This window comes from Nonomuraea sp. WAC 01424 (assembly GCF_003947315.1).
GTDB lineage: Bacteria > Actinomycetota > Actinomycetes > Streptosporangiales > Streptosporangiaceae > Nonomuraea > Nonomuraea spiralis.
On sequence record NZ_QHHZ01000010.1, the window covers coordinates 45535 to 65395 of the forward strand.

A 19861-nucleotide genomic window follows, 5' to 3' on the forward strand; every position below is an offset into this window, starting at 1 on the left:
CTCCGATGTCGACAACACCCGCCCTCCTGCGCCGCGACGGATTCACCTGGGCGCTCAGGCCGTCCAGCGGTGACCGGGTCGGACCGGGGCCGCACGAGCAGGACATCTGGCGGCTCATGCGGTCCTTCGCCGCGCCGGGTTCCGCGTTCCTCGACGTCGGCGCCCACGTCGGCCACTACGCCCTCCGCATGGCCAGGGACTTCACGAAGGTCATCGCCATCGAGCCGAACCCGGTCGCCCTGCACGGCCTGACCCTGAACCTGCGGCTCAACGACGTCGGCAACGTCGACGTCCACCCCGTGGCCGCGCACGCGTCCCGGGCGCGGCTGCGGCTCTGGGATCCCTACGACGTCACCGCGGGCCCCTGCACGCGCACGCTGGCTCCCGGCGAGCCGGCGACCGTCCCCGCCGACTGCGACACCTCCATGCTCCACTCCGGCCAGGACGGGTACGGCGCCTTCCTCGGCGAGGTGCACGCCCTGCCGATCGACGACGTGGCGGCCCGCTCGCCGGAACGGATCGGGCTCGTCAAGATGGACGTCGAGGGGCACGAGGGAAAGGCGCTGGCGGGCGCGTACGAGACGATCGCCCGCCACCGGCCGGCCCTCCTGATCGAGATGCACGACTCCATGTACGGCGAGGGCATAAGGGCGGAGGTGATCGAGCAGCTCACCCGGCACGACTACACGTGGTGCGACTTCTCGCTCTACCAGCGGTCGAAGATGACGCGGTCGGACATGTGCCCCTACATCTACGCCGAGCCGGCCGGAGTGCGGCGGCTGCGGGACGTCCTCGACTTCGCCGACCGGGCGAACGAGGACGCGGCCTCACGCTGGGTGACGACGCCTTGAGACGGTGAGGACCACGAGGCTCATCTCCTCGGGACGTATCCAGCACAAGGCATCGAAGTCGCCCATCTCCGCCTTCAGCAGCCCCGCCTCCTTGTCGAGCGTCCGCAGCGCGCCCGATTCCAGGTCGGTGGACACGTACTCCAGCCAGTCGAGGACGAACGCGGCGGCCGTCGGGTCGCAGGCGTGCAGGGAACGCAGCTCGCGTACGGCGGGCGACGCGAGCTGGATCTCGTGATAGCCCTTCATGACGCGAGCTCGCGGCGCAGGTCGCTGAGCCGCGTCGTCTCCATGCCGGCGCCGAGCTCCGCGATCAGCCGCAGGCCCCGCAGGCGGTCGGCGGCGTCGCCGGCCTCATGGAGCGCGTCGACACCGGCGGCGGCCACCTCGAAGGGAACGACGGCGGCCACCAGACGGCCGGAGTCCTCCAGCAGGACGACCTCTCCCGCCGCCGCCTGCTCGACGGCCTCCTGGAGGGCGGCGGCGGTGGCGGGGATCCGCAACGTGCGCTTTCTCATTCGCGGATGGCTCTCCGTTCACGGGCCTTGCGGTTCCTCCAGCTTAAGGCCTGTACCCGGACTTCAGAGCTCCGAAGCGGTCGCGGCCGGCCCGCGCACGAACCCGTCCGGTCCGGGTAGGGACACGGGATGAGGTTCGGGGACTGGGAGGTGCGACCGCTGGGCGGCTGGGCGGGCTGCCTGGTGATGATCCTGATCTCGCTGTTGTTGTCGATCGTGTTGACGGTCGTGGTCAACAGGCTGCTCTGACCGCCCCGCCCGGGGTTCAGGTCAGCGGGGTGACGTCGAGCCGCCCGCCGTCGCAGACCGGGCCGGCCGCGAACGGCACGTTCACGTACGACTGCTCGTCCGGCGGGATGACCAGCAGGCGGGACGGGCTCGGGCAGTTCTTCTCGTCGCCGGTCTCGATGACCGTCCAGTGGAGCGACGTACGGGCGGTGGCGCCCGGTTTGACCGTCACCTGGCGCTTGGGGCCGGTGGTCCGGCGGACGCGGGTGCGGAGGGTGTCGCCCTGCTTGTCGATCATGATCAGGCCGGGATGGCCGTAGAGCGTGCAGGCGGTGCGCGAGCGGTTGGTGAACACCAGCGGCGCGTTCCGGTTGCCGGCGCCGGCGTCGACCGCGCCCAGGCGTACCTGGAGCTGGGCGGCCGTGCAGCGGGGGGCGGCGGCGGACTCGCCGGCCAGCGCCGGCGCGGCCCCGCCCGCCAGCAGCAGCCCGGCCACGATCGTGGCGGTGGTGAAGCGTCTCATGTCTTGTTGGACGCCGGGAACGCGGCGAAAGTTATGACCGGCCCGCCGCGCTCGCCGGGCGGGACCGGTCCGGGGGGCCGATACGGCCAGTACGGAGGGGGTCCGATGGACCCCCTCCGCCCCGGCCCTCACTTACCCCCCGGGATTACGGGGCAGCGGCCGGATCGTCATCCGATCGGCTGCCACAGAGCCGGCACGATGTTGGGCGTCCAGTCCGGCTGCGAGGTGTGGGCGATCACGCAGCGGTAGCGGGCACCCTGGTAGGTGACCTCGTCGCCGACGTTGTAGCTGTGCCACTCCTGCCATTCGTCCCCGCCGCCGCCACCGTTCACCGTCAGCGAGAACGAGGTGCCGTGGCTGACGGCGCCGTTCGCGTTGAGGGTGATCGTGTACGTCTGCGCCGGCGTGGTGGACGACGTGGCGACCGTCACCGTGGACGACTCGCCCGAGTTGATGGACGACGGGCTGAACGTCACGGTCGCGCCCGGCGGGACGCCGTCGGCCGCCAGCGTGAGCGGGATAGGCCGGCCGGTGGTGACCTGCGTGCTCAGCGTGGTGGTCGCCGACCCGCCCGCCGGTCCGGTCGCCGACGACGGGCTGACGGCGACGGTGAAGTCGCCCGTCGACGTGCCGCCCGTGACCGTGAGCGCGTAGCTGGCGGTCTGCGTCTGCGACGTGCCCGTGGCCGTCACCGTGATCGGGTACGTGCCGTTCTTGGTCGTCGAGGCCACGGTGAAGGTCAGCCTGGACGACTGGCCCGACTGGACGGTGGCTGGGTCGAAGGCCACGGTGACGCCGTTCGGCAGCTTGGCGGCCGACAGCGTGACCTGCTGCGGCTGCCCGCCGGTCGTCGCCGTGTTCACCGTGGAGGTCGCGGTGCCCCCGTCCGTCGCGGTGCCCGCCTCCGGGTCGAGCCGGACGGAGAAGGAGTCGGGGTCACCCGGCCGGGTGACAGTCAGGGTGTAGGTCGCGGTCTGCGTCTGGGCCGTGCCCTGCGCGGTCACCTGGATCGGGTACGTGCCCGCCGGGACACTGGCGGCCGTGCCGATCGTCAGCGCCGACGACTGGCCCGACTGGATGGTGGCCGGGTTGAAGCTCGCCGTCACGCCGGCCGGGAGTGTCCCGGTCCGGAGCTGGATCTGCTGGGGGTTGCCGCTCGTGGTCGTGGTGGTCAGGGTCGAGTTGGTGCTGGCGCCCGCGTCGACCGAGCCCGACGCCGGGCTGAGCGCCACCGAGAACTGGTCGGGGATCGGCCGGTTGACGGTGAGCGAGTAGTTCTGCGTCTGCGTCTGGGCCGTGCCCTGGGCGATCACCTGGACGGTGTACGCGCCCGGAGCCGCGCTCGCCGCCACGTTGAGGGTCAGCGTGGACGACTGGCCCGACTGGATGGTGGCCGGGTTGAAGCTCGCCGTCACGCCGGCCGGGAGCGTCCCGGTCCGGAGCTGGATCTGCTGGGCGTTGCCGCCGGTCGTCACCGTGCTCAGGGTGGTCGTGGCGCTGCCGCCCGGGTCGGCCGCGCCGGAGCCGGGGCTGACCTGGAGCGAGAAGGTGTCGGGGTTGGCGACGCAGGTCGGGTCGCTGGTGCCCCGGACGCTCACGGCCTCCCAGGCGGCCTTGACCGCGTTGAACTCGACGCAGCTGTTCGGGAACAGCGCCTTGGCGGCGTTGAGCGAGGCCACGCGCGCCTTGGCGTGGGTCCACGGCTGGGTCTTGGCCAGCAGCGTGCTCATGAAGATCTTGCCGGCCTTCTGGATGCCGATGCCGGTCACCGATGCCGGTCCGCCCTGGCAGATCGGGCTGCTCGGCTTGCCGCCGCCGGGGTTGTTGCCCTCGGCCAGCAGGTAGAACCAGTGGTTCTGCGGCCCGGCCGCCTTGTGCACCTCGGTGTTGGGGATCGTGGAGCTGTAGCAGTTGGGGTCGCCGACCTGGGACGGGTTGTACATGTACCGGATCGGGCCGCTCCCGACGAGGTTGACCTCTTCACCCACCTCGTAGTCCGGCGGGTCGTTCGGGTTGTTGGCGAAGGCCTCGGTCAGCGCGCCGAAGATGTCGCCCGTGGACTCGTTCAGGCCGCCGACCTCGTTGTTGCCGGTGTCGCCGCCCGGGGTGTTGGTGAAGACGGAGTGGCCGAACTCGTGGCCGACGACGTCCATCGGGGTGGCCTGCTGGTTGCCCGCCTGGTTGTGGCCGAAGGTGGTGTACGAGCCGTTCCAGAAGGCGTTGACGTCGCTGAGGCCGACCCGGATGGGGAAGGACCTGCCGGTGCCGCTGTGGCCGTTGCGGCCCAGCCAGTCACGCAGCATGTCCCACTCGCGCTGGGCGGCGTACAGGGCGTCCACGCAGGCCGTCTCCAGGTCGGTGCCCGACCCGTTGCCCCACGAGTCGGTGCTCTTGGTGTACGCCGAGCCGTTCTGGCCGCCGCACTGGAGCCCCGGCCTGGTGCTGTCCACCATCCGGAACGAGCCGCTGGAGCCGCTGGTGTCGATCGTCACCGTGCCGTTGTAGTAGCTGCGGCCGGTGCCCTCGCGCACCTTGTCGAACTTGTCGATCACCGAGCCGGTCCGCGCGTCCACGAACACGTCGAGGATGCTGGGCCTGCCGGTGGCGGTCCGCCCGCTGACCTGGAGCCGCCAGGCCAGCTTGGGGGTGGCGGTGGTGGCGTGCACGACCAGCTTCGCCGAGGTCGCGTCGTCCACGTCGGGCAGCAGGGCCCGGGCGGTCGCCGCCGCCTGCGCGGCCGTCGTGGACGGCTTCGTGGCGACCTTGATCTGCGCGGTCTGGCCGGTGACCACCTGCTGGATCACCTGTCCGGCCCGGTCGGTGCCGACGACGACCTCGCCGCCGAAGACGGGCAGGCCCTTGTAGGTGCGCTCGTAGGTCAGATATTGCAGGCCGTAGGTTCCGGCGGTGTTGGCCGACAGAGTGAAGGCGTCGCCGGAGCCCTTGTGAAGGCGTCCGGCGCCGGCGGCGAGTGCCGCGTCGGCGTTCAGTTTCGCGCGGTCGCGCGACTTGGGGTCCGCGGGGGCGAATGCCGGGGGATCGGCCTTCGCGACGGTGGCCGCCGCGGTGGATAAGCGAGCCGCCGACGCGGCGCCGGCGGCGCCCGTCATCGAGGCGGTCGTCAGGGCCGCGGCGGCCAGCGCGGCGATCGTGCCCGACTTGAACGTGCTGTTCACTCTGGGTGACTCCTCTCACATGTCCCCGGGGGTGTGGGGATCAAGGAGCCCGTTTGGCCTGGGCTTGATTAAAGTTGTCACCCAGAGTCGTCAGGCGAACAGCTCACACTTTTCCATAACGCCACGGTATGCCTCACGCACCGGGAGATCCCGGTTCACAGATCCTTGATCTTCATCATATGGATGCTGATATCCTCCGAAAAAGGGCGGGCTCGAAGGGGCGGTGGGGCGCACGATGGCCGAGACCAGAGGAGTCCTGCTGCCCGCCTACGTGGCGGCGGACGAGTCCGCGTCGATGGGCCCGTACCACCACGACCTGTCCGGCGGTCTGGCCTCGCTCTGCAACGGGTTACGCGCGGAGCCGATGATCGCGGCGAAGGTGCGCCTGGCGATCCTCGGCTTCTCCGACGACGTACGGGAGCGCCAGGGGCTCAGCGACATGCGCATGGTCGACCGGCTGCCGCAGCTCGCCGTCCGCGGCGCCACCAATTACGGCGCGGTCTTCGCCGACCTGCTCGGCCGCATCCCCCATGACGTACGGATGCTCAAGAACGACGGCTACAAGGTGCACCGCCCGGTGGTGTTCTTCCTCAGCGACGGCCAGCCCACCGACGGCCGCCACTGGCAAGGGCCCCACCAGCGGCTCGTCGACCGGGAGACGCTGCCCGTCGCGCCCAACATCATCGCCTGCGGCGTCGGCGAGGCGCGGGCCGAGACGATGTTGCAGGTGGCCACCCGCCGCGAGTTCGCCTTCGTGGCGCTGCCCAGCGCCGACATCGGCACGGCGATCGCGGAGTTCTTCCACGCGCTGACGGCCAGCCTGGTCGCCTCCGGCCGGGCCATGGCCGACGGCGCCCCACAGCTCGTGGTCAACCGGCCCGACCAGTTCCGGCTGGCGATCGACGAGGTTTGAGGACGGGCCCGGACACGGGAGGGGACGTGCGGCAGACACCGGAGCAGACGGGCGGGACCCGCGCATGGGATCGGGTCGTCGTCGGCGTGCCCGGCCCGGAGTTCGAACCGGCGCCGCCGCGCCCGCTCGGGGGCACGTGCCCCGACACCGAGTGCGACGGGTGGTCCACCCCTGAGGTGACGCTGCGGTCGGCCTCCGTACGGGGCGAGCGCCACCGCTACTACCGCCAGCCCCGCCAGGACGCCACCTGCGCCGTGGTCCACGAGGCCACCGGCACCGTGGCGTTCGCCGTGGCCGACGGGCTGTCCGGCGCGTCGGCCTCGACGGTCGGGGCGTCCGAGGCGTCCCGGGCGGCGGTGTGGGCGCTCCACGCGCAGCTCGACGAGGGCCGTCCGGCGCCCGACCTGGCCGCGGTCCTGCGGTACGCGGCCGAGACCCTGCACCGGCAGGCGGCCGCGATGCTCCGGCGCGAACCGGACGTGTCCCAGGTCGAGGACCTGCTCGCCACCACGCTCGTCACCGGCACGGCCCGCCCCGGCCCGCACGGCGTCGAGGTCTCCCTGATCCGGGTCGGCGATTCGGGCGCCTGGACGCTCGACCCGGCCGGGCCCCGGTACCGCCCGCTGTTCGTCCCGAAGACGGAAGGGGACGTGGTCCCCACCTCGGTCACCGCCCTGCCCAGGGTGCCGGAACGGCCGGAGCGGTGGTCGGGCGCGCTCGCGCCGGGCCAGGTGCTGCTGGTGGGCACCGACGGGTTCGGCGACCCGCTCGGCGACGGGGACGGCCGGGTCGGCGCGCTGTTCGCCGAGCACCTGGCCGCGCCGCCGTCCGCGTCGTGGCTGGCGCACCTGCTCGACTTCTCCCGCGAGACCTTCGACGACGACCGCACCCTGCTGGCCCTGTGGCCGCGGAACGAGACCCGGTGAGCCGTACGGACCGGGCCGCCCTCACCCTCGGCCGGCGGCTCGGGCAGGGCGGCCAGGGGACGGTCCACGAGGTGCCCGGCCGCCGGATCAACGGCCAGTGGGACGTCGCCTACAAGGAGTACGACCCCGGCGTCCTGCCTCACCTCGACGTCGCCGCCCTCACCGCGATGGCCGGGCTGATCGGCCGGCTCCCGGGCTGGGACGCGGCCTGGTTGTGCGACAAGACCGCCTGGCCCGCCGAGGTCGTCGAGTCCGAGGGCGAGGTCACCGGCTTCCTCATGCGCTCGGTGCCCCACCGCTTCTCCTTCGACCTGCGGACGTTGTCGGGAAGCGTACGCAGGCCGGCCACGATGGAGTTCCTGCTCAACGACGACGCCTACGTCGGCGGCGTCGGCCTGCGCGTCAGCGACCGCGACCGCCTGCTCGTGCTGGCCGACGTCGCCGACACGCTGGCCCGCCTGCACACGATGGACATCGTCGTCGGCGACCTGTCGCCCAAGAACCTGCTGTTCGCCACGGAGGGCTCCCCGGAGTGCTTCCTCATCGACTGCGACGCGATGCGGCTGGCCGGCGCGGAGGCGTTACCGCAGGTGGAGACGCCCGACTGGCAGCTGCCCGCCGACGAGCCGAAGGGCACGCCGTACGGCGACGCCTACAAGTTCGCGCTGCTGGCCGTCCGGGTCTTCGCCCGCGACCAGACCTCCGCCGACCCCGGCCGGCTGGCCGCCGTCAGCCCGGCGCTGGCCGCCCTCGCGGCGGCGGGCCTCCACGGGCCGCCGGACCAGCGGCCGCTTCCGGGTCGCTGGGCCGGGGAGTTGCGGCAGGCGGCCGGGTCGGCCTCGACCGCGCCCACTCTCGTACCGCCGCCCGTTCCGGGACCGCCGCCGCCGGGTCCTCCCGGCCCCGGCATGGCGCCGCGGCCCGCCGCCGGACTCAGCACGGGGATGAAGTTCGGCCTGGGGGCCGGCGCCGGGGTGATCGGCGTGGTGCTCGTCGTCCTCGGGGCGGTGGCCCTGGTCTCGGCGGTCAAGCGCCTGGACGGGGAGAGCCGCCTGAGCGCGGAGTCCTCCGGTACGCCGTCCGACGTCTCCACACCCTGGCCGTCGGTGTCCTCCGCGACGCCGGAGCCGTCGCAGGAACCCTCGCAGACGCCCACGTTCGAGCCTCCCACCGAGGAGCCGTTCGACCCGGGCGACCTCGACCGGCAGGACAGCGACCCGACCCCGATCACGCCGGGCGCGCTGCTGCCCCACTCCTTCACCAGCGCCAAGGGCGTGCGCTACACCCTGCGGTCGAGCGGGGTGGACAAGTGCCCGGACGCCTACCACGCCAGTAACGTCCGCGCCGTCCTACGCAAGGCGCACTGCGGGAAGATGGTCAAGGGCTCGTACGTCAACCCGAACGCCCCGGCGAACAAGCGCATCATGGTGTCGGTGTGGGTCGTGCCGCTGAAGAACGACGGCCGGGCCGACACCGCGTACGCGCGGCTCGACGACGCCTACGCCGACGCCTGGGGCATCGTGTGCCCGCGCAAGGGGCCGGGCTCCGGGCTGTGCCACTCGACGAGCTGGAGCAGGGCCCAGACCTGGGGGTGGGTCGGCTACACCCACCGCTACCTGCTGCACACCATGGCCGTCTACACCAATCGCGCCAACGCCACCAGCACGCGGCCCTGGCTCAAGGACGCCTCCAAAGCGGCGTTCAAGGCGATCGGGCCCATGGTCTACCACGACACGAACTGACCCCGCTCAGTCGCGCCGGTTCAGCGCCGAGTGCCGGCGCCCGTAGGCGAAGTAGATCACCAGCCCGATCGCGAACCACACGACGAACCTGAGCCAGGTCAGCGGCTCCAGGAAGGTGATCAGCCAGATGGAGAAGAGCACCCCGATGGCCGGCACCACCGGCATGCCCGGCAGGCGGAAGCCGCGCGGCAGGTCGGGCCGCCGGTAACGCAGCACGATCACCGCCGCGCACACCACCACGAACGCCAGCAGGATGCCGATGTTGGTCAGCTCGGCCGCCTCCCTGATCGGCAGGAAACCGGCGATGAGCGCCGAGCCGACGCCGACGATCCAGGTCACCCTGACCGGCACATGCCGTACGGGGTGGAGCTTGGCGAACCAGGCCGGCAACAACCCGTCGCGGCTCATCGAGAACCACACGCGGGTGACACCGAGCATGAAGGTGAACATGACGGTCAAAATGCCGACGATGGCCCCGACCGCGATGACGGTGGCCAGCCCGGACAGCCCGACGGACGCGAACGCCGAGGAGAAGCCGCTCTCGGGGTCGATCTCCTGGTAGTTCTGCATGCCGGTGAGCACGAGGCAGGCCAGCACGTACAGGACCATCGAGATGGCCAGCGAGTAGAGGATGGCCTTGGGCATGTGCCGCCGGGCGTCCTTCGACTCCTCGGCCGCCGTGCTCATGGCGTCGTAGCCGAAGACGGCGAAGAACACGGTGGCGGCGCCGGTCACCGCGCCGCCGAACCCGAAGGGGAAGAACGGCGTGTAGTTGGCGCCGTCGATGTAGAAGAAGCCCACCACGATCACCAGCAGCACCACCGCCACCTTGATCGCGACGACGAACGTCTCGAACCGGGCGGCCGACCGCATCCCGAGGTTGAGCAGGAACGCGATGAACAGGCACAGGATCACCGCGAACAGGTCGACGACGTGCCCCGGCCCGGTGCCGGGCGCGCCGAGCATCCAGGCGGGCAGGCCGAGGCCGAGCTGGCCGACGAGGAAGCCGAAGTAGCCCGAGATGCCGATCGCCACCACCGCCACGATCGCGGTGTACTCCAGCAGCAGGTCCCAGCCGATGAACCAGCCGACGATCTCGCCGAGCACGGCATAGCCGTACGTGTACGCCGACCCGGCCTTCGGGATCATGCCGGCGAACTCCGCGTAGGAGAACGCGGCGGCGGCGCTGGCGATGCCCGCGATGAGGAAGGAGATCACGACGGCGGGCCCGGCGGTCTGGTTGGCGACGGCGCCCGCGAGCGCGAAGATGCCCGCGCCGATGATGCCGCCCACCCCGATCGCGGTGAGCTGCCAGAGCCCGAGGACGCGGTTGAGCTCGCCCTCGTGCTCGCTGGCGATCTGTTCTACCGGTTTGCGGCGGAAGATCCCCGACCCGCCGCCGAAGCCTCGCGCTGACATCATGGCGAGGTCCTGCCCTGACAACATGCCCGCCATGCCTGACATGACGGAAGCCAGACGGGCCGGCCCCCAGGTGGACCGGCCCGTCCGCGACCTAACCGGCGCGTCCCACGGTGACCGGGGCGCGGGCCTCGGTGACGTTGCCCGCCCGGTCCACGGCCCGGTACGTGATCGTGTAGACCCGGTCCCGGCCGCCGTCCCGCTCCGCGCGCAGGGCGAAGGAGGTGTCGCCGGTGCCGTACGCGGCGTCGCGCACGTCGTTCGCCATCTCGCCCCGCGAGCTGGTGATCGAGACCAGCGTGACGGTGACGGGACCGGCGTCGGACGCCTTCGGCGTGACCTCGACCGGTACGAACTTGCGGTTCGGCGGCCACAGCCGGCTCTGGTCCGGCGTGACGGTCAGCTCGGGGGCCGTCGTGTCGATCCGGACGGTGACCGTCCTGGGCTCCTCGACGTTGCCCGCGTGGTCGGCGCTGCGGAAGGCCAGCACGCTCTCGCCCTCGGCGTCCACGCGGACCGGGGCGGTGTAGGGCCGCCAGGAGCCCTCGCCGAGCCGGTACTCGGTGCGCGCCACGCCGGAGCCGGCGTCGGCGGTGGTCAGCACCACCTCCACGGGCCCGTCCGACCAGCCGGAGGGCACCCCGGACGCGGTCGTCACGGGCGCCTCGCCGTCCTCGGAGGAGTCGGGGGCGGAGTGGATCTTGAAGCCGTCCACGATGAAGTACGAGCCGTCCTTCTTGACGCCCTTGAGCGTGTGCGGGCCGGGCGGCAGGCCGGTCCTGCTGTAGACGACCTTCTGGTAGACGCGGGTGGGGTTGTTGTTGTCGATCGTGGCGTCGAGCTTGCCGTCCAGGTAGAGGTCGACCTTGCCCTCGTCGGAGTTGACCTGGGCGATGTACTCGACGCCGGTGCCGTGGAAGGACAGCTCGAAGGCGTCCCCGTCGGTCTGGGTGGCGTGCAGGTCGTCCAGGGTCGAGCCCGCGCCGCCGCGCCGGTCGTTCTTCCAGTCCCAGCCGCCGCCGGTGTAGGTGACGCCGGACACGTTGTCGATCGTCTCCACGCCGTACGCCCTGGTCAGGCTCAGGTCGGTGAGCGCCTGGGCGCGCCAGACCTTCAGCGGCACCTGACGTCCGGCGGGGGTGCGGTTGTAGACCTTCCAGAAGCTGTCGCGGTCGGTCACCTTGGTCCCGGCGATCTCCCTGATCACGTCCCCGGTGCGCAGGCCCTGCCCGTGGGCGTACGAACCGGCCGGGACGGCGGCGAGGAACAGGCCGTCGTAGTCGGTGAGCCCCACCGAGGACTTCACCACGTCACTGTGGATCTCGGTGGCGGTCGCCCCCATCAGCGGTTCGGCCAGGTTGCCGATCGTCATGCCGGTCTCCGGCTCACGCCAGGTGAGCGGCGGCGGCGTGGGCGCGCCCGGCTTGCCGAACCCGGTCATCGGGAACGGTTCGAAGCCCAGTGCCAGGGCGGGGGAGCCGGCCTTGAGTGTGTAGTCGAGCTTGGCCGGGTCGGCGTACGGGCTCGGCCCCTCGAACAGCGGGTCGGCCACGACCGAGCGGGTGTCGAGCCCGCGGGCCCGCCAGGCGGCGGAGATGTCGGCGACGGGCCTGCCGTTGTTCCAGAACAGGTTGTCGTCGTAGACCGTGCGGGAGGTGGACGGGTCGCTCTGGATGAAGTCGTAGGGGTCGTCGGTGACGAAGATGTTCTTCTCGACGACGTCGTCGTTGTTCTCGTAGGAGACGTGGAAGTGGCCGCCGCCGTTGACGAAGATGTTGCCGCGCACGGTTCTGTGGAAGCCCTCGCGCAGCTTCACCCCGCCGTTGAGCAGCAGGTTGCCGGTGATCTCGTAGTTGGAGGAGCCGTCGTCGAGGTCGATGTCCCATTGCGAGGAGTGCCGGATCCGGTTGTGCCGGATCTTCGTGGTCTCCGTCGCGTCGAGCTTGGCGTACGCCTTCTTCTGGGCGTCGCCGGCCGACAGCGGCCAGAACCGGTCCCGGCCCCAGGAGTTGATCGGCCCGTGGTCGGAGGTCTCCTTGACGCAGTCGAAGATGTCGTTGTCCTCGATGACGTGCCCGCCCCACGTGCCGTCGTTGATGTTGACGCACGCGCGCGGGCCGTCGTGCACGGTGTTGCCGGAGACCGTGACCCGGCGGCTCATCGAGATCTGCACGCCTGAGCTCTGCTTCTCGAACCGCCCGTTGCGGGTCATGTGGTTGCCGCTGATGGTGATGTCGCGCGGGTAGTCCTCGGTCTTCGGGCCCGGCATGGTGTCGGTGATCGTCCGCCGCATGTCGTCCCAGGTGGAGGGCTCGCGGACGGCGGCGGAGGAGCCGACCACCGCGACGTCGCTGGCCCCGGACTCGCGGAACTCGCCGCCGGTGACGACGTTGCCCTCGGCGTAGCCGTCCATGAACACGGCGTTGCCGCCGACCTGGTCGAACCGGGCGTCGCGGATGGTGACGCGCTTGCTGTTCTTCAGGTAGACCGCGCCGGCGCGGACGATCGCCCAGTCGCCGAGCTGCAGTTTCTCGTACGGGCGGCTGAACAGCGTGCGGTGGGTCTGGGTGAAGGTGAACCCGGTGAAGGTGAGGTCCTGCACCGGCGCGGACGGCGCGTCGCCGACGACGCGGACGAGCTCCTCGCGTTCGGCGGTCTCGACGCGGGCCCCGGCCAGGTCGAGCCCGGCGGGCGGCTGGAGGTACAGGCGGCCCGCGTCCTTGTCGTAGAACCACTCGCCGGGCGCGTCCAGCTCCTCCAGGACGTTCTCCACCATGCGCTTCTCGGGGTGCAGCCCGTCGCCCCGGTTGTTGTCGCCCACCCATCGCAGCGTCGGCTCGCCGCCGGCGCCGACGCCGGTCACCCTGAAGGAGTTCCCGCCCCATTCGCCCTGGTGGAGGCCGCGGACCAGCGCGGTCGTGGGGTTCTTCCAGCGGGCCACGCGGGCGGGGGAGATCGCGTCGGCGGCGTACCCGTCGAGCACCGTGACGTTGGGGTCGACGTTGGGGTAGCGGGCCAGGACCTGCCGCGTGCCGTCGAGGAAGAGCTCGTCGAAGTCGAGTCCGGCGCCGATGTCGGCGACCAGGGTGGCGCCCTGGTAGGGGCTCCAGGCGGGGGTCAGCTGCCGGCCGCCGCTGAGCACGACCCGCTCCCCGGCGGCGGCCTCGTAGACGGCGCCGGAGTCGGCGGGGGTGAAGGTGAGGGGCTCGGCGAGGTGGTAGACGCCGCCGCGCACCCGTACCCGGGGCGGCTCGGACGCGCCGGGCAGGGCCGCGCGCACGGCGCGCTGGGCACGCGCGATCGTCCTGAACGGCGCCGTCTCGGTGCCGGCGGCCTCGTCGTCACCGCCGGGGGAGACGTGGAAGACGGTGCCGGCCGCGTGGGCGGAGGCGGGGGTGAGAGCGGTCAGTCCGCTCGCGGCGAGGCATGCCGCGAGGAGCAGCCGCCAGGGCTTGCCATGGCGCACAAGGGCCTCCAGTCGGGGGATGGCCCTCATTGTGGCCGCACCCCTCTTGTGAAGGCGATCACGTCATGGTTACGTTTCATCCGATCAATCAATGACTGGAGTCTCCGCATGAGGCGAAAACTGCTCTTAAGTCCCCTTTCTGGTCTCCTGATGGTCGGATCTCTTCTGGTCGCTCAGCCGACCGCGTACGCCGAGACGCCGCCCGCGTACGAGCCCACCACCGAGTCGCTGAACAGCCACCCCGTGCCGCGCTGGTTCGACAACGACAAGTTCGGCATCTTCATCCACTGGGGCGCGTACTCGGTGCCCGCGTGGGGGCCGCGGGGCAGCTACGCCGAGTGGTACTGGAACTACATGAACTCCCCCGGGAGCCCGACCAACGCCCACCACAAGGCCACCTACGGCCAGGACGCCGGCTACGACGACTTCCTGCGGCAGTGGAAGGCGGACAAGTTCGACCCGGACGACTGGGTCAAGCTCTTCAAGGACGCCGGCGCCAAGTACTTCGTGCTCACCTCCAAGCACCACGAGGGCATGGCCCTGTGGGACAGCAAGGTCAGCGGGCGCGACACCGTCGATCTCGGCCCCGGCCGCGACCTGGCCAAGGAGCTGTTCGCTGCGGCCCGCAAGGGCGAGGACAAGCTGAAGGCCGGCTTCTACTACTCGCTCTACGAGTGGTACAACCCCTCCTACACCGGACGCCAGCCGACCAACCCGTACACCGGGGCGCAGGTTCCGTACGCGGGGGCGCCGGTCGTCGGCGACTACGTCAAGGACTACATGCTCCCGCAGATGCGCGAGCTGATCGACGGCTACGACCCCGACATCATCTGGTGCGACGGCCAGTGGGAGAAGCCCGCCTCCTACTGGAAGACCGCCGGCGTGATCGCCGACTACTACAACAAGGCGCTCAGGAACGGCAAGGAGGTCGCGGTCGCCAACCGGTGCAAGATCGAGACCGGCAACCTCGACAGCCCCGAACTGGACTTCCAGACCCCCGAGTACGCCGTCAAGCCGGACATCGACCCGGTCAAGTGGGAGTCCAGCCGCGGCATCGCCCACTCCTACGGCTACAACCAGAACGAGCCGGAGGAGGACCACCTGACCTCCGACCAGCTCGTGGACTCCCTCGTCGACATCGTCAGCAAGAACGGCAACCTGCTGCTCGACATCGGCCCGAAGGCCGACGGCACGATCCCCGAGCTCCAGCGGCAGCGCCTGCTCGACATGGGCGCCTGGCTCAAGGTCAACGGCGAGGCCATCTACGGCACCACGTACTGGAACCGGGCCGAGGAGAAGGGCGGCCCGGACGACGTGCGCTACACGGTCAAGGACGGCACCCTGTACGCCACGGCGCTCAAGTGGCCCGGCGAGCAGCTCACGCTCGGCGCCGACCTGCCCGTGGACCACAGCACCCGCATCACCATGCTCGGCTCCGGCGCCCCCCTGACGTGGAGCCGCGACGAGCAGGGCCGCGTGGTGGTGAACACCCCGCCGGAGACCGGCCGGCACGCGTACGTCTTCAAGATCGAGACGCCCGGCGTGCGCGAACTGCTGCGCACCACCTCCAGCCTGGCCAAGGAGGTCGCCCCCGGCGGGACCGTCAGCGGCGAGCTGACCGTGACCAACCCCGGCACCCGGCAGGCCCCGGCCACCGCGCTCACCCTCACCGCGCCGCAGGGCTGGACGGCCACGCTCGGCGCCTCCCGGGTGCGCCCGCTCGGCCCCGGCGAGAGCGTACGGGTGCCGATCACCGTGACCGCCCCCGCGGACGTCACGCCGGACCCGTACACGCTCGGCCTGGGCATGCGCACCGGCCGCATGACGACCACGACCGCCCTGCCGCTGCGGGTCAACCTGCCCAACCTCTCGCTCGGCCGGCCCGCCACCCAGAAGAGCACCGGCTACGACGCCCCGGCCTCCCGCGCCGTGGACGGCAACACCGACGGCAACTGGGGCGCGGGGACGACCACGCACACCGCCGAGCCCGAGCGGCAGGCGTGGTGGCAGGTCGACCTCGGCGCCTCCGCCCCGCTCGATGGCGTGGACGTCTGGAACCGGCTCGACTGCTGCGCCGACCGGCTGAAGGACTTCTGGGTGATGGCCTCCGAGCAGCCGTTCACCGACGACGACCTGGACCGGGCCCGTACCGCGCCCGGCGTGACCGCCGTGCACGTGGAGGACCAGGCCGGCTCGCCCGGCACGGTCAAGTTCCCCGCGGGCACCACGGGCCGGTACGTCAGGATCCAGCTCGCCTCGCCGTCCAACCCGCTGTCGCTGGCCGAGGTGCAGGTCAGAGGGCGGCAATAGCGGAACGTACCTTGCCGCTTCGGGCCCTACGGTAAAGGAGGACCCACCGAGGAGGAATCTGTGATCGAACTGTCGTGGCCGCAGGTCAGCGCGAGGCGTCTGGAGCGCGCGCACCTGGCCGCCCCCGCCGGGGACAAGAGCCAGGCCGCCGTCGTGGCCGCCATGTGCGGGGCCCACGCGCAGGTCATGTCGGCGGCCGAGCTCTCGATCGGCCTGCGGCTCGACGGTGTCACCCGCGCCCACGTGCGCGAGGCGTTGTGGGGCGAGGGCGCCCTGGTCAAGACGCACGGGCCGCGCGGCACCGTGCATCTGCTCCCGGCGGGCGACCTGCCGATGTGGCTGGGCGCCCTGTCGTCGATGCCCGCCGGGCCCGGCCAGCCCGACGGCATCAGGCTGACGGCCGAGCAGACCGACCAGGTCGTCCAGGCCGTCCGCGACGTGCTGTCCGTGGCCGACATGACGATCGACGAGCTGAGCGACGCGGTCGTCGCGGCCACCGGGCCGTGGGCGGGCGACCTGGTCATGCCCGCGTTCCAGACGATGTGGCCGCGCTGGCGGCAGGTGATGCACGTCGCGGCCCATCGCGGCGCGTTCGTGTTCGGGCCGGTCAGGGGGCGCAAGGTCACCTACCGGGCCGCGCCCGCCGCGCCGCTGCCGCCGGGCGGGCGGGCCGGCCTGGTCAGGAGCTACCTGACGGCGTACGGGCCGGCGACGCCCGCGCAGTTCGCCCAGTGGATCGGGGCGCCGGTGCGGTGGGCGGCCGAGGCGTTCGCGTCGGTGGAGACCGAGGAGGTGCTGTTCGACGGCTCGCCGGCCCGCGTGCTGGCCGGGGACACGGCGGTGCCGGACGGGCCGCCGCGCGGCGTGCGGCTGCTGCCGTACTTCGACGCCTACCTGGTGGCGGGCCGGCCGCGCGAGCTGCTCTACCCGGGCCCCGCCTGGCAGCGGGCGCTGTCCGGCGGGCAGGCGGGCAACTTCCCGGTGCTGCTCGTGGACGGCGTCGTACGCGGGGTGTGGCACCAGCGGCGCTCCGGCAGCCGGATCGACGTCACCGTGGAACCGCTGGCCGGCCTGACCGCCGCGCAGCTCCGCGAGCTCGACGACCAGGTGGAACGGGTCGGGGAGATCCTTGAGGGCAGGCCGCGCCTGACCATCGGGCCGGTCACCGTGGGCGCGCACGCCTGACCTGGATTGGACGAAGTGTCCGGATTGGACGTAACATCCGGTACGTGACGGAGACAGATCACCGCGTACGGCTGTGGTCGCCGGTGTGCGAGGCGGCGGCGGCGCTGCTGGCGCCGTACGCCGAGGTCGTCCTGCACGACGTGCGCGACGACCGGGTCCTCGCCGTGTGGAACCCGATGTCCAGCCGGGGCCCCGGCAGCCCGTCGCTGCTCGGCGAGCTCGACCGGCTCGACCCCGCGCCCGGCGGCGTCTACGGCCCGTACGAGAAGGTGCTGGCCGACGGCCGCCGGCTGTCGTCGGTGAGCGCGGTGCTGCGCGACCCCGGCGGCGAGCCGTCCGCCCTGCTCTGCGTGAACCTCGACCGCACCCCGCTGGAGCAGGCGGCGGCGCTGCTGGCCGCCTTCGCCGCGCCGTCGGCCCCCCGCCCCGAGGCCCTGTTCGAGCAGGACTGGACCGAGCGCGTGCAGCAGATCGTCGGCGCCTTCGTCCGCGAGCAGGGCCGGCCGGTCGAGCGGCTGACCCGCGACGACCGCCTGGCCGTGCTGGCCGAGCTCGCCGGGGCCGGGATCTTCGCCGTCCGGCGCGCGACCGGCGTCGTCGCGGGTGTCCTGCAGATCTCCCGATCCACTCTGTACGCCCTGCTCGCCGAGCTCAGGAGGAGCCGACCGTGACCCGACTGCCCGACTTCCGGCTGGAGGTCTACTTCTCCCGCTGGGAGTTCACCGCCCGGTACCACCTGGCCGCCTCCGACGCCCAGACCATGACCATGGCCGAGCTGCTCGCCCTGGCCGACGACGAGGACAGGCACGCCTGGGAGACGTTGTCGCTCGGCTACACCGAGACCTTCGGCGACCCCGGGCTGCGCCGGGCCGTCGCCGCCACGTACGAGCACGTCGAGGCGGACGACGTGCTCGTCTTCGCCGGCGCGCAGGAGGCCCTGTACCTGGCCATGCAGGTGCTGCTCGGCCCCGGCGACCACGCCGTGGTGGTCACGCCCTGCTACCAGTCCGCCGAGACCGTGCCGATGGCGTTGTGCGAGGTCACCGGCGTCGCGCTCGACCCCGCGAACGACTGGGCGCTCGACCTCGACGCCGTGGCCGCCGCGATCCGGCCGAACACGCGCGTGGTGTCGGTCAACTTCCCCAGCAACCCGACGGGCAAGGTCATCGCGGCCGCCGACCTGGCCCGGCTGGCCGCGCTGTGCGAGGAACGCGGCATCCACCTGTTCAGCGACGAGGTCTACCGCGGCCTGGAGCTCGACCCCGCCCGTACGCTGCCGCAGGCCGCCGACCTGTCGCCCACGGCGCTGTCGCTGAACGTCACCTCCAAGTCCCTGGGCATGCCCGGCCTGCGGATCGGCTGGATCGCCTGCCGCGACCGCGAGCTGCGGTCCCGGCTGGAACGCGCCAAGCACTACACGACGATCTGCAACTCCGCGCCGAGCGAGATCCTCGCCCGGATCGCGATCAAGGCGCGGGAGCACATCCTGGCCCGCAACCGCGGGATCATCGCCGCGAACCTGCCGCGGTTCGAGGCGTTCTTCGGCGCGTACGGCGACCTGTTCGAGTGGCGGGCGCCCGACGGCGGCTGCGTGACCTTCCCGCGTTACCTGGGGGCCGACGGCGTCGAGGCGTTCTGCGCGGAGCTGGTCGAGCGGGCCGGCGTGCTGCTGCTGCCGGGGAGCGTCTACCGGTCGGAGCTCACGTCCACGCCGGACGACCGGTTCCGCCTCGGCGTGGGCCGCGCCGACCCCGGTCCCGCCCTGGAGGCCTGGGCCTCCTTCCTCGACGGGCGCTGACAGCCCGGACCGGCGGGGGTGTCAGGCGTCCCGTACGGCGGCCTCCACGCCGTCGAGCAGCACGGTCAGCCCGATCGTGAACGCCTCGTCCACCTTGTGCTCCAGGTACGGCTCGCCCTCGCCGGGCACGCCGGCCTCGCTCTCCACCCAGGCCACCATGGGGAAGCGGGCCGCGAAGCCCGGCGCGACCTCCTCCAGCAGGTGCGAGCGGGTACGCCACCACTCCTCGTCCGACACGCCGGTCGCCGAGGGGGCCTGCCGCGACTCGGTGACCGTCCTGGCCGCGCCGCGGACGAAGTCGAACACCAGCGACACCACCCCACGCAGCCGGCGCGGGCGCAGCCCGGTCTCGCGCAGGATCCCGACCAGGCTCTCCAGCAGCTCGAACTCGTTGGGGCCGAGCACCGGGCGCGCCTGCGAGACCTGGAGCACCCAGGGGTGGCGCTGGTAGAACTCCCACAGGTCCTCGGCCCACGCGGTGACCGCCGCCCGCCAGCCGCGCGACAGGTCGTGGGCGGTGGGCACCTCGCCCAGGGCCTTGTCGTACATGAGGTCCACCAGCTCGCCCTTGCTGGGGACGTAGGTGTAGAGGGCCATGCCGGTGCGGCCCAGCCGTTCGCCGACCTTGCGCATGGACAGCGCGGCCATGCCCTCGGCGTCGGCCACGGCGATGGCGGCGTCGACGATCACGTCGACGCTCAGGCCGGGTTTGGGGCCGGGACGCGACTCGCCCGGCTCCTCGGTCCGCCACAACAGCGCCATCGAACGGCGCGCGTCACCCTGCCCGGCGAAGACGACCACAGTACCGA

Annotated in this window: 15 protein-coding genes; 8 read left to right on the plus strand and 7 right to left on the minus strand. The window is 71.9% G+C overall.

The window, feature by feature from the left end; all coding sequences use genetic code 11:
* Positions 1–5: 5 nt before the first annotated feature.
* Positions 6–851 carry an FkbM family methyltransferase gene (locus tag DMB42_RS26740; RefSeq protein WP_125637792.1) on the plus strand — a complete coding sequence of 282 codons (846 nt, stop codon included), beginning with the start codon at positions 6–8 and terminating at the stop codon, positions 849–851.
* Here the strand turns inward: DMB42_RS26740 and DMB42_RS26745 are convergent.
* The 4 genes from DMB42_RS26745 to DMB42_RS26760 form a co-directional block, all read right to left on the minus strand.
* On the minus strand, positions 828–1097 hold the full coding sequence (locus tag DMB42_RS26745) for a type II toxin-antitoxin system RelE/ParE family toxin (protein ID WP_125637793.1): 270 nt from the start codon (positions 1095–1097) through the stop codon (positions 828–830). The two genes, DMB42_RS26740 and DMB42_RS26745, sit on opposite strands and share 24 nt — an antisense overlap.
* A complete protein-coding gene (locus DMB42_RS26750; RefSeq protein ID WP_125637794.1) occupies positions 1094–1366 on the minus strand; it encodes a hypothetical protein in 273 nt (90 codons plus the stop codon). Before DMB42_RS26750 ends, DMB42_RS26745 begins: the two co-directional genes overlap by 4 nt.
* Positions 1367–1631: 265 nt before the next feature.
* Positions 1632–2117 carry a DUF4232 domain-containing protein gene (locus tag DMB42_RS26755; RefSeq protein WP_125637795.1) on the minus strand — a complete coding sequence of 162 codons (486 nt, stop codon included), beginning with the start codon at positions 2115–2117 and terminating at the stop codon, positions 1632–1634.
* Positions 2118–2284: 167 nt separating this feature from the next.
* The gene (locus DMB42_RS26760; protein ID WP_125637796.1) at positions 2285–5293 is read right to left on the minus strand and encodes a M4 family metallopeptidase; all 3009 of its coding nucleotides are present in this window, start codon (positions 5291–5293) and stop codon (positions 2285–2287) included.
* A 235-nt stretch (positions 5294–5528) separates the two neighbouring features.
* On the opposite strand from DMB42_RS26760, the gene DMB42_RS26765 reads away from it, so the two are divergent.
* The 3 genes from DMB42_RS26765 to DMB42_RS26775 are packed head-to-tail and all read left to right on the plus strand — an operon-like array spanning position 5529 to position 8874.
* Positions 5529–6206, plus strand: a complete 678-nt coding sequence (locus DMB42_RS26765) for a hypothetical protein (RefSeq protein ID WP_125637797.1) — start codon at positions 5529–5531, stop codon at positions 6204–6206.
* 26 nt (positions 6207–6232) lie between these two features.
* A complete protein-coding gene (locus DMB42_RS26770; protein ID WP_185844876.1) occupies positions 6233–7132 on the plus strand; it encodes a protein phosphatase 2C domain-containing protein in 900 nt (299 codons plus the stop codon).
* Entirely contained in the window at positions 7129–8874 is a 1746-nt protein-coding gene (locus DMB42_RS26775; RefSeq protein ID WP_125637799.1) for a hypothetical protein, read from the plus strand. The genes DMB42_RS26770 and DMB42_RS26775 overlap by 4 nt, the downstream gene beginning before the upstream one ends.
* Before the next feature lie 6 nt (positions 8875–8880).
* Here the strand turns inward: DMB42_RS26775 and DMB42_RS26780 are convergent, their stop codons facing one another.
* Together DMB42_RS26780 and DMB42_RS26785 are read right to left on the minus strand one after the other, a co-directional pair.
* Positions 8881–10296: an amino acid permease gene (locus DMB42_RS26780; RefSeq protein WP_125637800.1), complete on the minus strand. Its 1416-nt coding sequence runs from the start codon at positions 10294–10296 to the stop codon at positions 8881–8883.
* A 91-nt stretch (positions 10297–10387) separates the two neighbouring features.
* Positions 10388–13759: a PDZ domain-containing protein gene (locus DMB42_RS26785; protein WP_125637801.1), complete on the minus strand. Its 3372-nt coding sequence runs from the start codon at positions 13757–13759 to the stop codon at positions 10388–10390.
* Between the two features lie 150 nt (positions 13760–13909).
* Between DMB42_RS26785 and DMB42_RS26790 the strand changes: the two genes are divergently transcribed.
* From DMB42_RS26790 to DMB42_RS26805, 4 genes are read left to right on the plus strand one after another with little or no spacing between them, the layout of a single operon-like run.
* Positions 13910–16069, plus strand: coding sequence for an alpha-L-fucosidase (locus tag DMB42_RS26790; protein ID WP_125637802.1), 2160 nt, complete (start codon positions 13910–13912; stop codon positions 16067–16069).
* A 60-nt stretch (positions 16070–16129) separates the two neighbouring features.
* Positions 16130–17254 (plus strand): winged helix DNA-binding domain-containing protein, encoded by a 1125-nt coding sequence (locus DMB42_RS26795; protein WP_125637803.1) that lies wholly within the window; start codon positions 16130–16132, stop codon positions 17252–17254.
* A gap of 44 nt (positions 17255–17298) precedes the next feature.
* Positions 17299–17925 (plus strand): transcriptional regulator, encoded by a 627-nt coding sequence (locus DMB42_RS26800; RefSeq protein WP_221762356.1) that lies wholly within the window; start codon positions 17299–17301, stop codon positions 17923–17925.
* A complete protein-coding gene (locus tag DMB42_RS26805) occupies positions 17922–19052 on the plus strand; it encodes an aminotransferase class I/II-fold pyridoxal phosphate-dependent enzyme (RefSeq protein ID WP_125637804.1) in 1131 nt (376 codons plus the stop codon). The genes DMB42_RS26800 and DMB42_RS26805 overlap by 4 nt, the downstream gene beginning before the upstream one ends.
* A gap of 21 nt (positions 19053–19073) precedes the next feature.
* Here the strand turns inward: DMB42_RS26805 and DMB42_RS26810 are convergent, their stop codons facing one another.
* On the minus strand, positions 19074–19853 hold the full coding sequence (locus tag DMB42_RS26810) for a TetR/AcrR family transcriptional regulator C-terminal domain-containing protein (protein ID WP_125637805.1): 780 nt from the start codon (positions 19851–19853) through the stop codon (positions 19074–19076).
* Positions 19854–19861 lie beyond the last annotated feature (8 nt).

Bases quoted from the DNA above. Each gene is read 5' to 3' on its own strand.
- DMB42_RS26790 (WP_125637802.1), top strand. From the start codon at position 13,910: ATGGTCGGATCTCTTCTGGTCGCTCAGCCGACCGCGTACGCCGAGACG.
- DMB42_RS26750 (WP_125637794.1), bottom strand. From the start codon at position 1,366: ATGAGAAAGCGCACGTTGCGGATCCCCGCCACCGCCGCCGCCCTCCAG.
- DMB42_RS26740 (WP_125637792.1), top strand. From the start codon at position 6: ATGTCGACAACACCCGCCCTCCTGCGCCGCGACGGATTCACCTGGGCG.
- DMB42_RS26765 (WP_125637797.1), top strand. From the start codon at position 5,529: ATGGCCGAGACCAGAGGAGTCCTGCTGCCCGCCTACGTGGCGGCGGAC.
- DMB42_RS26755 (WP_125637795.1), bottom strand. From the start codon at position 2,117: ATGAGACGCTTCACCACCGCCACGATCGTGGCCGGGCTGCTGCTGGCG.
- DMB42_RS26745 (WP_125637793.1), bottom strand. From the start codon at position 1,097: ATGAAGGGCTATCACGAGATCCAGCTCGCGTCGCCCGCCGTACGCGAG.
- DMB42_RS26780 (WP_125637800.1), bottom strand. From the start codon at position 10,296: ATGATGTCAGCGCGAGGCTTCGGCGGCGGGTCGGGGATCTTCCGCCGC.